The 15,423-nt window shown below is 60.1% G+C and carries 14 protein-coding genes; 4 read left to right on the forward strand and 10 right to left on the reverse strand.

Going from position 1 to position 15,423, the window contains the following annotated elements; translation table 11 throughout:
• Positions 1-220 precede the first annotated feature (220 nt).
• Positions 221-943 carry a response regulator transcription factor gene (locus tag K0P33_RS01215; RefSeq protein WP_094949734.1) on the reverse strand — a complete coding sequence of 241 codons (723 nt, stop codon included), beginning with the start codon at positions 941-943 and terminating at the stop codon, positions 221-223.
• A 335-nt stretch (positions 944-1,278) separates the two neighbouring features.
• Here K0P33_RS01215 and K0P33_RS01220 point away from each other — a divergent pair, with 335 nt between their 5' ends.
• Entirely contained in the window at positions 1,279-3,555 is a 2,277-nt protein-coding gene (locus tag K0P33_RS01220; protein ID WP_242153665.1) for a CHASE2 and HATPase_c domain-containing protein, read from the forward strand.
• Positions 3,556-3,736: 181 nt separating this feature from the next.
• Here the strand turns inward: K0P33_RS01220 and K0P33_RS01225 are convergent, their stop codons facing one another.
• From K0P33_RS01225 to glyQ, 4 genes are all read right to left on the reverse strand, one after another.
• Positions 3,737-4,507 (reverse strand): lysophospholipid acyltransferase family protein, encoded by a 771-nt coding sequence (locus K0P33_RS01225; protein ID WP_094949733.1) that lies wholly within the window; start codon positions 4,505-4,507, stop codon positions 3,737-3,739.
• An 82-nt stretch (positions 4,508-4,589) separates the two neighbouring features.
• A complete protein-coding gene (gene gmhB / locus K0P33_RS01230) occupies positions 4,590-5,129 on the reverse strand; it encodes a D-glycero-beta-D-manno-heptose 1,7-bisphosphate 7-phosphatase (protein WP_242155984.1) in 540 nt (179 codons plus the stop codon).
• Complete coding sequence (gene glyS, locus K0P33_RS01235) at positions 5,129-7,183, reverse strand: glycine--tRNA ligase subunit beta (protein ID WP_094949732.1); 2,055 nt, start codon at positions 7,181-7,183, stop codon at positions 5,129-5,131. The genes gmhB and glyS overlap by 1 nt, the downstream gene beginning before the upstream one ends.
• Complete coding sequence (gene glyQ / locus K0P33_RS01240) at positions 7,180-8,133, reverse strand: glycine--tRNA ligase subunit alpha (protein WP_003213601.1); 954 nt, start codon at positions 8,131-8,133, stop codon at positions 7,180-7,182. The genes glyS and glyQ overlap by 4 nt, the downstream gene beginning before the upstream one ends.
• An 81-nt stretch (positions 8,134-8,214) precedes the next feature.
• On the opposite strand from glyQ, the gene tag reads away from it, so the two are divergent.
• Entirely contained in the window at positions 8,215-8,772 is a 558-nt protein-coding gene (gene tag, locus K0P33_RS01245) for a DNA-3-methyladenine glycosylase I (RefSeq protein ID WP_242153667.1), read from the forward strand.
• 40 nt (positions 8,773-8,812) lie between these two features.
• Positions 8,813-9,700, forward strand: coding sequence for a lysophospholipid acyltransferase (locus K0P33_RS01250; RefSeq protein ID WP_094949730.1), 888 nt, complete (start codon positions 8,813-8,815; stop codon positions 9,698-9,700).
• Between the two features lie 133 nt (positions 9,701-9,833).
• On the opposite strand, the gene K0P33_RS01255 is transcribed toward K0P33_RS01250, so the two are convergent.
• From K0P33_RS01255 to def, 5 genes are all read right to left on the reverse strand, one after another.
• Positions 9,834-10,145, reverse strand: a complete 312-nt coding sequence (locus tag K0P33_RS01255; protein ID WP_094949729.1) for a hypothetical protein — start codon at positions 10,143-10,145, stop codon at positions 9,834-9,836.
• Positions 10,146-10,281: 136 nt separating this feature from the next.
• The gene (gene trkA / locus K0P33_RS01260; protein WP_094949728.1) at positions 10,282-11,655 is read right to left on the reverse strand and encodes a Trk system potassium transporter TrkA; all 1,374 of its coding nucleotides are present in this window, start codon (positions 11,653-11,655) and stop codon (positions 10,282-10,284) included.
• Positions 11,656-11,676: 21 nt separating this feature from the next.
• Entirely contained in the window at positions 11,677-12,987 is a 1,311-nt protein-coding gene (gene rsmB, locus K0P33_RS01265) for a 16S rRNA (cytosine(967)-C(5))-methyltransferase RsmB (protein WP_094949727.1), read from the reverse strand.
• Entirely contained in the window at positions 12,984-13,937 is a 954-nt protein-coding gene (gene fmt / locus K0P33_RS01270; protein WP_242153668.1) for a methionyl-tRNA formyltransferase, read from the reverse strand. Before fmt ends, rsmB begins: the two co-directional genes overlap by 4 nt.
• A 69-nt stretch (positions 13,938-14,006) precedes the next feature.
• A complete protein-coding gene (def, locus tag K0P33_RS01275) occupies positions 14,007-14,513 on the reverse strand; it encodes a peptide deformylase (protein ID WP_094949725.1) in 507 nt (168 codons plus the stop codon).
• Between the two features lie 135 nt (positions 14,514-14,648).
• Between def and K0P33_RS01280 the strand changes: the two genes are divergently transcribed.
• Positions 14,649-15,416, forward strand: a complete 768-nt coding sequence (locus K0P33_RS01280) for a peptidoglycan-binding protein (protein WP_242153670.1) — start codon at positions 14,649-14,651, stop codon at positions 15,414-15,416.
• Positions 15,417-15,423 lie beyond the last annotated feature (7 nt).

Here is a 15,423-nt window from a genome sequence, read left to right on the forward strand (position 1 = left end):
CAGCAGGCTTTTCTCATCTTTTCTGTTACTCCTCCCCCGCTCCGCACTCACAGAAAAGATGATTTTTTCCCAGCGTTTGCCGGGCCTCCTGAGGCATCTATTTTGTGTACCTACTTCAGGCAAACCCGCTAATACAAAAAGGCCAACGCTTAGCGTCGGCCTTTTTTATTGGGTGTTAAACCAGCAATTTTCAAATGCTCCACGTGGAACATCGAGGTTTTCAACCCGACGTTGCCGCCGCGACACTCTCCAACCGGTAGCCATATCCGTAGATCGTCAACAGCTGCCAGCCCCGGTCGGCTGTTAAACCCAGCTTGTTACGCAGACGGTAGATGTGCGTATCCAGCGGCCGCGACGACACCATTTCTTCATGCGACCAGAACCGCTCGTACAGATATTCCCGGGACAGCGGGCGGGCCAGGTTGGCGAACAAGCAACTGGCCAAGCGGTATTCACGCTCGGTGAGGTTGATAGGTTTGCCCGCGCGGGTGACGGTCAATTCAGCATCGTCGAAGGTCAGGTCGTTGAAGCTCTGTACTTCATGGGTAGTGGACTTCTGCAGGCCATGGCGACGCAGAACGGCACTGACCCGGGCCTTGAGTTCATTCGGTCGAAAGGGCTTGCTGACGTAATCATCCGCCCCGCTGTTCAGCGCCGTGACGATATCGCTCTCGGCATCCCGGCTGGTGAGCATGATGACGGCGGGCGGTGACTCCATGTGTTCACGGGTCCAGCGCAGCAATGCAATACCGCTGATGTCCGGCAGTTGCCAGTCGAGTATCAGCAGGTCGAAGGTTTCCCGGCGCAGTTGCCGCAGCAGGTCTTCACCGCGTTCGAAGCAATGCAATGACCAGGGTTGTTCTGCGGTGCTGGGGATTTGTCGCAGTGTCTGCTCAACCCGACGCAATTCCGCGGGCTCGTCATCCAATATTGCGACACGCATGGGTGGGTCCTTTCTGCTTAAAAAATACGGCGCAAATGCCAGTCATTGAATCTGAATAATTGTGGTCAGATTCATCGACCCTTGAATCTCTCGATACGCTGATATCAAAGAGCCTTTAATCCATTGAAAGACCTCGATACCTTGGAGGAAAGATACCGACTCCTGCCCGTAAGGAAAAGGTTCTGCACCAAGCACTCAGGAAAGTCTAACAATGAGACCGAAATGAGCTTCACTGGGTTCAGTACGCCGTACACATCGAACAGGGAGACGCCAGGGCATATGGCACGTTCAATTATCCATTATCAGCGTAGATGCAAACCTGCGGCGGTATCCCGATGATGCTCTGGCGCAAAGCCGAAAAACGCCAACCCACCCGGGCGCAACTGCTGTTCCATGGTTTGGTACGCGAATGGCTGTGGATTGGCCTGGTCTTGCTACCCTTCACCGCCTATCTGTCCCTCAGCCCGGGCCTAGCCCTCAACAACCCGCTGTATGACAGCCTTCGGCGCCTGACCCCGTTGCCGGTCGACCCACGCATCTTGCTGGTGACCATTGATGACCAGAGCCTGAAACAACTCGGCCATTGGCCATGGCCGCGTAGCCTGCATGCAGACCTGATCGAGCGGCTGAGTGCCGCTCGGCCAGAGGGTATATTGTTCGATGTCATCTTCAGTGAACCCGGCGATGCAGCGGATGACCAACGACTGGCCGACGCCGTGTGCAACGCCGGCAATGTGTTATTGCCGCTGGTGAACGATGGCGCTGCGAGCGCTGACTCACTAGGTGAGCACTTATTGCCACTGCTCAAGTGCGCCAAAGGCGTGGGGCATATCAATGTCGAAGCGGATAACGATGGCGTCGTCCGCAGCCTATACATGCGTGAGGGGCCGCCAGGTAAGACGCTTCCGCAATTAGCGTGGCTGGCTTATACGTTGAGTGGGCAAACAGCTCCCATGCCGGGTCTGCCCGAGGAACCGAGCAGTGAGCATTGGCATCGTGAGCACGCGATTCGTGTGCCGTTCACCGCGCAGAGTCATTTTCCCAGTGTGTCCTACGTCAGCGTATTACGCGGCGAGGTGCCGCCCGAAGTATTACGTGGTCGGCTGATACTGGTCGGCGCGACCGCCTATGGCATGGGTGATAGGTTTGTCACGCCGCTCTCCTCCACCGTCGGGTTCACTGCCGGGGTGGAGCTGCAGGCCAATATCCTCAATGGTTTGCTGCAGGGGCGTAGCATTGTCGATCTTCCCGGTTGGCTCGCGGCGCTGCTGGCAACTGCCTTGGTGGCGCTGCTACTGGGCCTGCTGCTGTACCGGCCGCGTTATGCGCTGTGGATGACCTTCGCGTGCATGGGCACCGCGTTGCTCGGCTCATGGGCCTTATTGATCCTGGGGTATTGGTGGTCGCCCGCAGCCTGTCTGATCGGCCTGCTGCTGAGTTATTTGATCTGGAATTGGCGCCGCCTGAGCGTGATCCTTGCGTACTTCGGCTGGGAACTGGCACGGCTGGATAACGAACCCAAAGTGCTGCCAGAGCGCCGCCGTGCGCCGGCCAGCAAAGGCGACGTGTTGCAGGGGCGCATCTTTGCGCTTGAACAGGCGGTAAGCCGTACGCGCGACACGCGACGCTTTATGGCAGATGGCTTGGAATGCCTGCCGGTGGCGACATTGATTACCGATCCACAGGGCAGCATTCTGCTGGCCAACCGTATTGCGCGTGATGTGTTCGGGAATGATCTGGTGAGTAGAAACTTGCTGGAACAACTCGCTGACCTGGGCTATCCGCCTCTGCACAACGGTGTACGCCCTGCCCTTTCAGCGTTGGAGCTCATCGAGTTTCGTGACATCCATCAGCGCAGCCTGCGCATGGAGCTGGCGCCCTTGCTGCCGGCCGAGGGTGACGTCGCCCTCGGCTGGCTGCTGAGCCTCACGGACTTAAGCAAAGAGCGCGAAGCCCAGCAACACCGCGAGACGATGCTGCGCTTCCTTTCCCATGACCTGCGTGCGCCACACTCGGCCATCCTGGCGTTGCTGGATGTGCACAACAGTGAGTCACCGATATTTGCCCAGATCGAACAACAGGTGAAGCGCGCCTTGAGCCTCACTGAATCCTTCGTGCAATTGGCCAAAGCCGAAGCCGATGGTTACCACTTCCAGACTACGTTGTTTGCCATGTTGGTCATGGATGCTTTTGACCAGGTGGCAGTGATCGCCCAGCTCAAGGGCATTCACTTGGTCCACGACCTGGATGAAGCGGATGAGGGCATGGTCTCAGCCGATCAATCACTGCTGACCCGAGCGCTGTTCAACGTGCTGGAAAACGCCATCAAATACTCGCCGTCAGGCACCACCGTCACGTTGAGCCATGGCAGCGCGCAAGGGTGGTTGGAATGCCGTATCAGCGATCAAGGGCCAGGCATCGCGCCTGAGGATTTGCCGGAGCTGTTCAGCCAGTACCGACGTTTTGACTCGGCCCAAGGCAGTGAAGGTTTAGGGTTGGGCCTGACCATGGTCAAAGCGGTGATTGAGCGTCATGGCGGCCGCATCCTGTGTGAAAGCGAGTTGGGTAAAGGCTCGACCTTCACCCTGCAACTGCCCCTGCTCGATGACTGAAAAAACGTACTTTTGGCTGTGCATAAAAAACCGGTCACAAGGACCGGTTTTTTAATGCTGAAAAAACTTATGCACGTTTTTAGCGATTTTATGAGCTTAAGAAATATGTAAGTAAATCAGCTTGTTATGAATAAAAAAGGCCGATTTTCCAACAAACCGTACACAGGTTATCCACAGAAGCTCAAATCGCCGGCGTCTCGACAACAACGGGCTCCGGAGGCAATGAACCCATGGCCCGTTGCTGTGCTTCGTTCCACGCTGCAGCGCGGTCATTCAAGGCGGCAATGGCGCGCGGCCCTTCGCCTTCTACGTACATCGGCTCGCCAATCACTACGGTGATAGTGCCTTCGCGTTTAGCCCAGCCAGTCTTCGGCCAGAACTTGCCGGCGTTATGCGCAATTGGCAACACCGGCAGGTTGGCGTTGACCGCCAAGGCGGTGCCGCCCCGCGAAAATTTACCCACGGTGCCGTAAGGCACTCGCGTGCCTTCCGGGAAGATCAGCACCCAAACGCCATCCTTGAGCAGCTCATCGCCTTTCTTGGCTACGTGCTTAAGCGCCGCCTTGGGGTTGTCACGGTCGATGGCGATCGGTCGCAACATCGCCATGGCCCAGCCGAAGAACGGCACGTACAGCAGTTCACGCTTGAGCACTTGGCTCAGCGGCGAGAAGTACGCCGAGAGGAAAAAGGTTTCCCAGGTGCTCTGGTGGTTCGACAGAATCACGCAGGGCTGGTCCGGGACGTTTTCAGCGCCTTTAATCTCGTAGCGAATGCCCAAAAACACCTTGGACAACCACAACGCACAGCGGCACCAATAGACGTTGATAAAGCGATAGCGCGCCTTGAACGGCAGGAACGGCGCAATAAAAAAGCTCAGGGTGCACCAGAGAAGCGAACTGGTGCCCAGCAGCAGGTAAAAGAAAAAGGTTCTGATGGCCTGCAAGATCGACATGGCGGCATTTACCGTTGCGGGACACGGCCCGCCTGTTAAAAGCGCACTCCCGAACAATCCTTGGTCAGGAAGTCGAGGGCGGCTAGTTGTTGATAAGTTCTGCGGCAACCGCCGCCAGATCGTCAAAAATCAAAGTGCCTACCGGCAGGTTTTTCGCCTGGGTCTTTTCGCCTTTCCCGGTCTTAACCAAAACTGGCTGAGAGTCGACGGACTTGGCCGCCTCCAGGTCACCGAGGCTGTCGCCGACGAACCATATCCCAGCCAAGGGCACCTTGTAATGTTCTGCAATGGTTTTCAACATGCCAGGCTTGGGTTTGCGGCAATCGCAGCCCTCGTCCGGCCCGTGGGGGCAGTACACCACCAACCCCACCTCACCGCCCTGCTCGGCCACCAACGTGCGCAAGCGCGCGTGCATGGCGTCCAGGGTGGCGATGTTGTAATAGCCACGGGCGATGCCGGACTGGTTGGTGGCGATGGCCACCGTCCAGCCGGCTTTGCTTAACTGCGCGATGGCCTCGATCGAGCCGGGCAGTGGAATCCACTCCGCCACCGACTTGATGTAAGCGTCGGAGTCGTAATTGATTACTCCGTCCCGATCGAGAATCAGCAGTTTCAACATGATCAGCCCAGTACGGAAATGTCAGCGATGTTGATGAACAAGCCACGCAGACGCGCCAACATGGCGTAGCGGTTTTTCCGCACGTCGGCATCTTCGGCATTGATCATCACCGCTTCGAAGAACGCATCCACCGGCTCACGCAAGGTGGCCAGGCGCGCCAGTGCTTCGGCGTAGTTGCGCTCGGCGAGCAGCGGCTTCACCGCGTTTTCTGCCTTGGCGATGGCCGAGTTCAGCGAGAACTCCTTGGCATCGGCGAACAGGCCCGGGTCAACCTCAGCATTGCCGAGGTTGTCGGCCTTGCTCAGCAGGTTCGACACGCGCTTGTTCACGGCGGCCAGTGCATCGGCTTCCGGCAGCTTGCGGAAGGCCTGTACGGCCTGCACACGCTGATCGAAGTCCAGCGCCGAACCCGGCTGTAGGGCGCGTACCGACAGGTACACCGAAACGTCCACGCCTTCGTCTTCGTAACGCGCACGCAGGCGGTCGAACACGAATTCCAGCACTTGCTCGGCCAAACCGGCTTGCTTGACCTTGCCACCAAACTGGCCGACCGCAAACACCACGGCCTGGGTCAGGTCGAGGTCGAGTTTCTTGTCGATCAGGATGCGCAGCACGCCCAGGGCGGCACGGCGCAGGGCATACGGGTCTTTGCTGCCGGTAGGCAGCATGCCGATGCCGAAGATACCCACGAGGGTGTCCAGCTTGTCGGCGATGGCCACGGCCGCACCGGTCAGGGTGGTCGGCAGTTCAGCACCGGCACCGCGCGGCATGTACTGCTCGTTCAGCGCCAGGGCCACATCGTCCGGCTCGCCGTCGTTGAGGGCGTAGTAGTAACCGGCAACACCTTGCATCTCCGGGAACTCGCCAACCATCTCGGTGGCCAGGTCGCACTTGGACAGCAGGCCTGCACGCGCAGACCAGGCGGCATCACCACCAATGCGCGGCGCGATGTAGGCGGCCAGCTTGGAAACACGTACGGCTTTGTCGTAGACGCTGCCGAGTTTTTCCTGGAACACCACGTTTTGCAGGCGCAGGTTGAAGTCTTCCAGCTTCTGCTTCTTGTCTTGCTTGAAGAAGAACTCGGCGTCGGTCAGGCGCGGGCGCACGACTTTCTCGTTACCGGCGATGATCTGCTGCGGGTCCTTGCTTTCGATGTTGGCCACGGTGATAAAGCGCGGCAGCAACTTGCCGTCCACGTCCAGCAGGCAGAAATACTTCTGGTTGTCCTGCATGGTGGTGATCAGGGCTTCTTGCGGCACATCGAGGAAACGCTCTTCGAACGAGCACACCAGCGGCACCGGCCATTCAACCAGTGCGGTCACTTCGTCAAGCAGGCTTGGCGGCACGATGGCAGTGCCTTCCTGCTGGCGAGCCAGCTCTTCGGTGCGCTTGCTGATCAGCTCACGACGCTCGTTGGCATCGGCCAGCACGTAAGCGGCGCGCAGGTCGGCGGCATAGTTGGCGGGCGAGGTGATACGCACCGCTTCTGGGTGATGGAAACGGTGGCCACGGGAATCACGGCCAGCCGTCTGGGCAAGGATCGTGCAGTCGATCACTTGGTCACCCAGCAGCATCACCAGCCATTGGGTTGGGCGTACGAACTCTTCCTTACGCGCACCCCAGCGCATGCGCTTAGGGATCGGCAGGTCGTTCAGGGAATCTTCAACGATGGTCGGCAACAGGCTCGCCGTCGGCTTACCGGTGATGACCTGGCTGAAACGCAGTTTCGGGCCGCTCTGGTCGATCTCGCTCAGCTCGACGCCGCACTTCTTGGCAAAACCCAAGGCTGCTTGAGTCGGGTTGCCTTGCGCATCGAAAGCGGCTTGGCGCGGCGGGCCGTCGAGGTTGATGCTGCGGTCCGGCTGCTGGGTTTCCAGCGCGGTCAGCAACACCGCCAGGCGACGTGGCGCGGCATAGACTTTCTTCGCCGCGAATTTCAAGCCGGCGCTGTGCAGGCCTTTTTCGATACCGGCCAGGAACGCGTCGGCCAGGGTGTTGAGTGCCTTGGGTGGCAGCTCTTCAGTGCCCAGTTCAACCAGGAAATCTTGAGCACTCATTGTGCAGCCTCCAGCTTAGCCAACACTTCATCACGCAAATCCGGGGTTGCCATCGGGAAGCCCAGCTTGGCGCGAGCCAGCAGGTAGGCTTGGGCGACGGAACGTGCCAGGGTGCGTACACGCAGGATGTATTGCTGGCGCGCGGTGACCGAGATGGCACGGCGAGCATCCAGCAGGTTGAAGGTATGGGACGCCTTCAACACCATTTCATAGCTTGGCAACGGCAGCGGCTGGTCGAGTTCGATCAGGCGCTTGGCTTCGCTTTCATAGAAGTCGAACAGTTCGAACAGCTTCTCGACGTTGGCGTGTTCGAAGTTGTAAGTCGATTGCTCCACTTCGTTCTGGTGGAACACATCGCCATACGTCACTTTGCCGAACGGGCCGTCAGCCCAGACCAGGTCGTAGACCGAATCCACGCCTTGCAGGTACATGGCCAGGCGCTCGAGGCCGTAAGTGATCTCGCCGGTCACCGGGTAGCACTCGATGCCGCCCGCTTGCTGGAAGTAAGTGAACTGCGTCACTTCCATGCCGTTGAGCCAGACTTCCCAGCCCAGGCCCCAGGCGCCCAGCGTTGGCGACTCCCAGTTGTCTTCGACGAAACGGATGTCGTGCACCAGTGGGTCAAGGCCGACATGTTTCAGCGAGCCCAGGTACAGCTCCTGGAAGTTGTCCGGGTTCGGCTTCAGTACCACCTGGAACTGGTAGTAGTGCTGCAGACGGTTCGGGTTTTCGCCGTAGCGGCCGTCAGTCGGGCGACGACTGGGCTGCACATAAGCGGCGTTCCAGGTTTCCGGGCCGATGGCCCGCAGGAATGTTGCGGTGTGGAAAGTGCCGGCGCCTACTTCCATATCGTAGGGCTGAAGTACCACACAACCTTGCTCGGCCCAGTATTGCTGGAGGGCGAGGATCAAGTCTTGGAAGGTACGCACGGCTGGCGTAGGCTGGCTCACGAAATTCACCTGTTACTTGGGCTGCGATTTAAAGAGCGGGAGTATACCCGATTCGGCCCTGCCACCACTCCCTGGAGCCTTATGCCACGCTGCTTTTGGTGTTCTGAAGATCCGCTGTACATGGCTTATCACGATCAGGAGTGGGGAACGCCGCTGCGCGATGCGCAGGGTCTGTTCGAGTTGCTTTTGCTCGAAGGGTTCCAGGCGGGCCTGTCCTGGATCACTGTTTTACGCAAACGCGAACATTATCGAAAGGTCTTGTTCGGCTTTGATGCACCGCGTTTGGCCAAGCTGACCGATGCTGAAATTGAAGCACTGATGCTCGACCCGGGTATCGTACGCAATCGTCTGAAGCTCAATGCTACCCGCCGCAATGCCGTGGCCTGGCTGGCGCTGGAAGACCCGGTGGGCTTGCTCTGGTCGTTTGTCGGCGGCGTGCCCAAGGTCAATCACTTTACGGATCGCAGCCAGGTCCCGGCTATCACGCCAGAGGCCGAAGCCATGAGCCGTGCCTTGAAAAAAGCCGGTTTCACGTTCGTCGGGCCGACCATTTGCTACGCGTTCATGCAGGCCTCGGGGATGGTCATGGATCACACCCAGGACTGCGACCGTTACGCGGACTTGGCCAACGCCGGTTAGAATGGCGGCTTTGCGCACCACACACGATCAGGAGTGACCTGTGGAAAAGTTTAAAGGCGCCTTGCTGGTAGGCGCTCTTCGGTTGTTTGCCCTGTTGCCTTGGCGGGCTGTTCAAGCCGTCGGCACGGCGATTGGCTGGATCATGTGGAAAACCCCCAACCGCTCCCGCGAGACGGTGCGGATCAACCTCTCCAAGTGCTTCCCGGACATGGACCCGGCCGCGCGTGAGCGCCTGGTTGGCCAGAGCCTGATGGACATCGGCAAGTCCCTGACTGAAAGCGCCTGCGCCTGGATATGGCCGGCCCAGCGCTCCATCGACCTGGTGCGTGAAGTCGAAGGCCTGGAAGTGCTGCATGAGGCCCTGGCCTCTGGCAAAGGCGTGGTCGGCATCACCAGCCACCTGGGCAACTGGGAAGTGTTGAACCACTTCTATTGCAACCAGTGCAAACCGATCATTTTCTACCGCCCGCCCAAGCTCAAGGCCGTGGACGACTTGCTGCGCAAACAGCGTGTGCAACTGGGCAACCGTGTAGCCGCGTCGACCAAGGAAGGCATTCTGAGTGTGATCAAGGAAGTGCGCAAAGGTGGCCAGGTGGGTATTCCTGCCGACCCGGAGCCAGCGGAATCGGCCGGTATCTTCGTGCCGTTTTTCGCCACCCAGGCACTGACCAGCAAGTTTGTGCCGAACATGCTCGCAGGCCATAAGGCCGTGGGCGTGTTCCTGCATGCGCTGCGGCTGCCGGACGGTTCGGGCTACAAAGTGATCCTCGAAGCGGCGCCGGAAGACATGTACAGCACCGACACCGCCACGTCCTGCGCGGCGATGAGCAAAGTGGTGGAGCGGTATGTCGGGGCTTATCCGAGCCAGTACATGTGGAGCATGAAGCGCTTCAAGAAACGCCCACCGGGTGAGGCGCGGTGGTACTGATATACGACTGACTTACGGTCGATGCAAAACCAATGTGGGAGCGGGCTTGCTCGCGAATGCGGTGTATCAGACACACATTAGGTGGCTGACACTATGCCTTCGCGAGCAAGCCCGCTCCCACATTTGGTTCCGATTAAGCCTGGCGGTCGAGTTTCTTCAGGAACACCGTCATCTCTTTTTCGGCCTGCTTGTCGCCATGGGCCTGGGCCGCTTCGATGCCCTTCTCCCAAGCGTTACGTGCTGCGGCGCTATCGCCCAACCCTTGCTGCGCCTTGCCCAACAACTTCCACGCCGCCGAATACTTCGGGTCAAACTCGACACACTTTTGCAAATGCTCTGCCGCCTTGGCGTTGTCCTTCACGTCCAGATAACCCTTGCCCAAGCCAAAGCGCAGCAATGAATTATCCACACCCTTGGCGAGCATTTTTTCCAGGGATTCGAGCATGGCTGTGTGTCCTTTAGCTAGGTAGGGCTTTCAATATCGTTATCGCGGGCAAGCCCACTCCCACAGTAGGAACGCGATCGCCTGTGGGAGCGGGCTTGCCCGCGATGACGGCGGCAGGCTCACCTGAATGTTTTGATCAGAAGAAGCTCAACCCCACGTGGAACAGCTTCTCCACATCGCGGATATGTTTCTTATCCACCAGAAACAGGATCACATGGTCACCCGTGGCGATCACGGTGTCGTCATGGGCGATGATCACCTCTTCGTCACGAATAATCGCACCAATGGTGGTGCCCGGCGGCAGGCCGATGTCGCGGATGGCCTTGCCAATCACCTTGCTCGATTTCGAATCGCCATGGGCAATCGCCTCGATGGCTTCCGCCGCGCCCCGGCGCAGGGAGTGCACGCTGACGATATCGCCACGGCGCACGTGGGTGAGTAAGGTGCCGATGGTCGCCAACTGCGGGCTGATGGCGATGTCGATATCACCGCCCTGGATCAGGTCGACATAGGCCGGGTTGTTGATGATGGTCATCACCTTCTTCGCCCCCAACCGCTTGGCTAACAGCGAGGACATGATGTTGGCCTCGTCATCGTTGGTCAGGGCCAGGAAGATATCGGCGTCGGCGATGTTCTCTTCCATCAACAGGTCGCGGTCCGAGGCGCTGCCTTGCAGTACGACGGTGCTGTCCAGGGTGTCGGACAAATGCCGGCAACGTGCCGGGCTCATCTCGATGATCTTCACTTGGTAGCGGCTCTCGATGGCCTCGGCCAAACGCTCGCCGATTTGCCCACCGCCGGCGATGACGATGCGTTTGTAAGTCTCATCCAAACGGCGCATTTCGCTCATCACCGCGCGAATATTCGCTTTGGCGGCGATGAAAAACACTTCGTCGTCTGCTTCGATCACCGTATCGCCCTGAGGCAGGATCGGCCGGTCGCGACGGAAAATCGCCGCTACGCGGGTTTCCACATTCGGCATGTGTTCGCGCAGCTGGCGCAATTGCTGGCCCACCAGCGGGCCGCCGTAATAGGCTTTTACAGCGACCAATTGCGCCTTGCCTTCGGCGAAGTCGATCACCTGCAAGGCACCCGGAATTTCGATCAGGCGCTTGATGTAGTGGGTCACTACTTGCTCAGGGCTGATCAGCACGTCCACGGGAATCGCGTCGTTGTCGAAAAGCCCTGCACGGGTCAGGTAGGCCGCCTCACGGACGCGGGCGATCTTGGTCGGCGTGTGAAACAGGGTGTGAGCGACCTGGCAGGCGACCATGTTGGTCTCGTCGCTGTTGGTCACCGCCACCAGCATGTCGGCATCGTCGGCACCGGCCTGGCGCAGCACCGTCGGGAATGACGCGCGGCCTTGCACGGTGCGGATGTCCAGGCGGTCGCCGAGGTTACGCAGGCGCTCGGCATCAGTGTCGACCACGGTGATGTCGTTGGCTTCGCTGGCCAAATGTTCGGCCAGCGTGCCGCCAACCTGCCCTGCTCCAAGGATGATGATTTTCATCCGGTCACTCCCTTAAAACCATTAGCCGCGCGCGGCGGCAATCTTGATCAGTTTGGCGTAGTAGAAGCCATCGTGTCCGCCTTCCTGTGCGAGCAACTGGCGGCCGTGGGGCTGCTTGATGCCGGCTGCCGTGGCGAGGTCCAGTTCGCGCGCGCCGCTGGTGCGCGCGAGGAAGGCTTCGATCACCTCGGTGTTCTCGGTGGGCAAGGTGGAGCACGTGGCGTAGAGCAGGATGCCGCCCACTTCCAGGGTTGGCCACAGGGCGTCGAGCAGTTCGCCTTGCAGCACGGCCAGGGCGGCGATGTCGTCGGGTTGGCGGGTCAGCTTGATGTCCGGGTGGCGGCGGATGACGCCGGTGGCGGAACAGGGTGCATCGAGCAGGATGCGCTGGAAGGGTTTGCCGTCCCACCAGGTGGCGGTGTCGCGGCCATCGGCGGCGATCAGGTCGGCGCTCAGCCCCAGGCGCGCGAGGTTTTCGCGCACGCGCACCAGGCGCTTGGCTTCAAGGTCGACAGCAACCACACCGGCGAGGTCTTTTTCGACTTCCAGAATGTGACAGGTCTTACCGCCCGGTGCGCAGCAGGCATCAAGCACGCGCTGGCCGGGCGCCAGGTCGAGCAGGTCGGCGGCCAATTGCGCGGCTTCGTCCTGCACGCTGATCCAGCCTTCGGCAAAGCCCGGCAAGGCGCGCACGTCGGTGGCCGCTTCCAGCACGATGCCGTCGGGGCTGTACACGCACGGCGTGGCGTTGATGCCGGCGGCGGTGAGCAATTGCAGATAAGCGTCACGGCTGTGATGACGACGGTTGACCCGCAGGATCATCGGCGGATGCGCATTGTTGGCCGCGCAAATGGCTTCCCATTGCTCAGGCCAGAAGGCTTTCAGGGATTTTTGCAGCCAGCGCGGGTGAGCGGTGCGCACCACCGGGTCATGTTCCAGCTCGGCCAGCAGCGCTTCGCTCTCGCGCTGGGCGCGGCGCAGCACGGCGTTGAGCAGGGCTTTGGCCCAAGGCTTTTTGAGCTTGTCGGCGCAACCGACGGTTTCACCGATGGCGGCGTGGGCCGGCACGCGGGTGTAGAGCAACTGATAAAGACCGACCAGCAGCAGTGCCTCCACATCGGCATCCGCCGCTTTGAACGGCTTTTGCAGCAGCTTGGCCGCCAGCGCCGACAAGCGCGGCTGCCAGCGGGCAGTGCCAAAGGCCAGGTCCTGGGTGAAACCGCGATCGCGGTCTTCAACCTTATCCATCTGCGTGGGCAATGAGCTGTTCAACGAAGCCTTGCCGTTGAGCACGGCGGCGAGAGCCTTGGCGGCGGCCAGACGCGGGTTCATTGAGCGATCGCTCCGAGAACCGTGCCCAGGGCAAATTTCTCACGACGGCTGTTGAACAAATCGCTGAAATTAAGCGCTTTACCGCCGGGCAATTGCAGACGCGTCAGGCACAGCGCCTGTTCACCGCAGGCGACCAACAGGCCTTCTTTGCTGGCGCCGATGATTTCACCGGGGGCGCCCTTGCCTTCAGCCAAGGTGGCGGCCAGCACTTTCAACGCTTCGCCGTTGAGGGTGCTGTGGCAGATCGGCCACGGGTTGAAGGCGCGCACCAGGCGCTCCAGCTCTACGGCCGGGCGGCTCCAGTCGATGCGCGCTTCGTCTTTGTTGAGTTTGTGGGCGTAGGTGGCGAGGCTGTCGTCCTGCACTTCGCCTTCCAGGGTACCGGCAGCCAGGCCAGCGATGGCTTGGATTACGGCCGGCGGGCCCAGCTCGGCGAGACGGTCGTGCAAGCTGCCGCCGGTGTCTTGGGCGGTGATCGGGGTGGTGACTTTCAGCAGCATCGGGCCGGTGTCCAGGCCCGCCTCCATGCGCATCACGGTCACACCGCTTTCGCTGTCACCGGCTTGCACGGCGCGCTGGATCGGCGCCGCACCGCGCCAGCGTGGCAGCAGCGAAGCGTGGCTGTTGATGCAGCCCAGGCGTGAGATATCCAGCACGGCCTGGGGCAGGATCAAGCCATAGGCCACCACCACCAGCAGGTCCGGTGTCAGCGCCGCCATCTCCGCCTGAGCCTCGGCGTTACGCAGGGTCGGCGGTTGCAGCACGGGAATGTTGTGCTCCAGCGCCAACTGCTTGACCGGGCTCGGCATCAGTTTTTGCCCGCGACCGGCCGGGCGATCCGGCTGGGTGTACACCGCGACGATGTCATAAGGGCTGGCAAGCAGCGCCTTAAGGTGTTCGGCAGCAAATTCAGGAGTGCCGGCAAAAACAATGCGCAGTGGCTCGGTCATGGGAGGTCTCGGTTAAAAACAGTCACAAAAGAAAAAGGCTTGCCGCAGCAAGCCTTTGGAAGAAGGGCATCAAGCTTGCTGGCGATGCTTTTTTTCCAGCTTCTTCTTGATCCGGTCGCGTTTAAGCGTGGACAGGTAATCAACAAACAGCTTGCCGTTGAGGTGGTCGCATTCGTGCTGGATGCACACCGCCAGCAGGCCTTCAGCGATCAGCTCGTAGGGCTTGCCGTCACGGTCCAGCGCCTTGATCTTCACGCGCACCGGGCGTTCAACGTTCTCGTAGAACTCCGGCACCGACAGGCAGCCTTCTTGGTATTCGCCCATCTCATCGGTCAGCGGTTCGAACTCAGGGTTGATAAACACCCGCGGTTCGCTGCGATCTTCCGACAGGTCCATGACCACGACGCGCTGATGCACGTTGACCTGGGTCGCGGCGAGGCCGATGCCCGGGGCTTCATACATTGTTTCAAACATGTCATCGACCAACTGACGAACCTTGTCGTCCACTACGGCCACCGGTTTGGCGATCGTGCGCAGGCGCGAGTCGGGAAATTCGAGGATGTTCAAAATAGCCATAAGCGTAATTGCTGCACATGTGAGGTAGAGGCAAATCGGCGGTGGGATGGACCCAGGCAGCCGGTGTGAAAGGTTCGAAAGCCGCGAAGGCTATGGCATTTCACGCGAACGTACATAATAAAGGAGATTCACCCCATGAGGAAATCGCTACTCGTCTTGCTGTTGTGGGCGCCGCTCACCATGGCCATGATTCCACAGCCCGGCCAGCGCCTGGAACAGGCGACGCAACAGGCTATCCAGCACTTCTTACTGCACAACCGCATTCTCGATACGGCCCAGGACCTGGACAAAGCGCCTTACATTGTCGCGGCCGACGCGGGTCGAGTGCTGGGCGCCAACGGCGAGCGTGTGTATGCACGAGGCGTCCTGGACCCGACCCAGCCACAGTATGGGATCTTTCGCCGTGGCAAGGCCTACACCGACCCCGACACCCAGGAACTGCTGGGCATCAACGCCGACGACATCGGCACCGCACGCTTTGTGATGGCGGGCGACCTCACCACCCTGGCGGTGCAACGGGTCACCCAGGAAGTACGTCCTGGCGATCGACTGCTGCGCGCCGAACCGCCCGCCGAGCCGGCCACCCTGAAACCTGCGCGCTTTGTCCAAGGGCACATCATCGACGTTCCCAAAGGCGTCACCCAGATAGGTGTGCTGGACGCCGTGACCTTGAACAAGGGCCGCCGCGATGGGTTGGTTGAAGGCCAATTGCTGGCCGTGATCAAAGCGGGCGCCAGTGTACGCGACACCCTTACCGGCGCTTCAACCCAACTCCCCGACGAGCGCGCCGGCACCCTGGTGGTGTTCCGCACCTATGAAAAGCTCAGTTATGGCCTGGTGCTAAGTGCCTCACGCGCCCTGGCCGTGAGGGACAGATTCGAGACTGCCCAACAAACACAATAAATAGGCT

The organism is Pseudomonas sp. ArH3a (assembly GCF_022648765.1).
Classification (GTDB): Bacteria; Pseudomonadota; Gammaproteobacteria; order Pseudomonadales; family Pseudomonadaceae; genus Aquipseudomonas.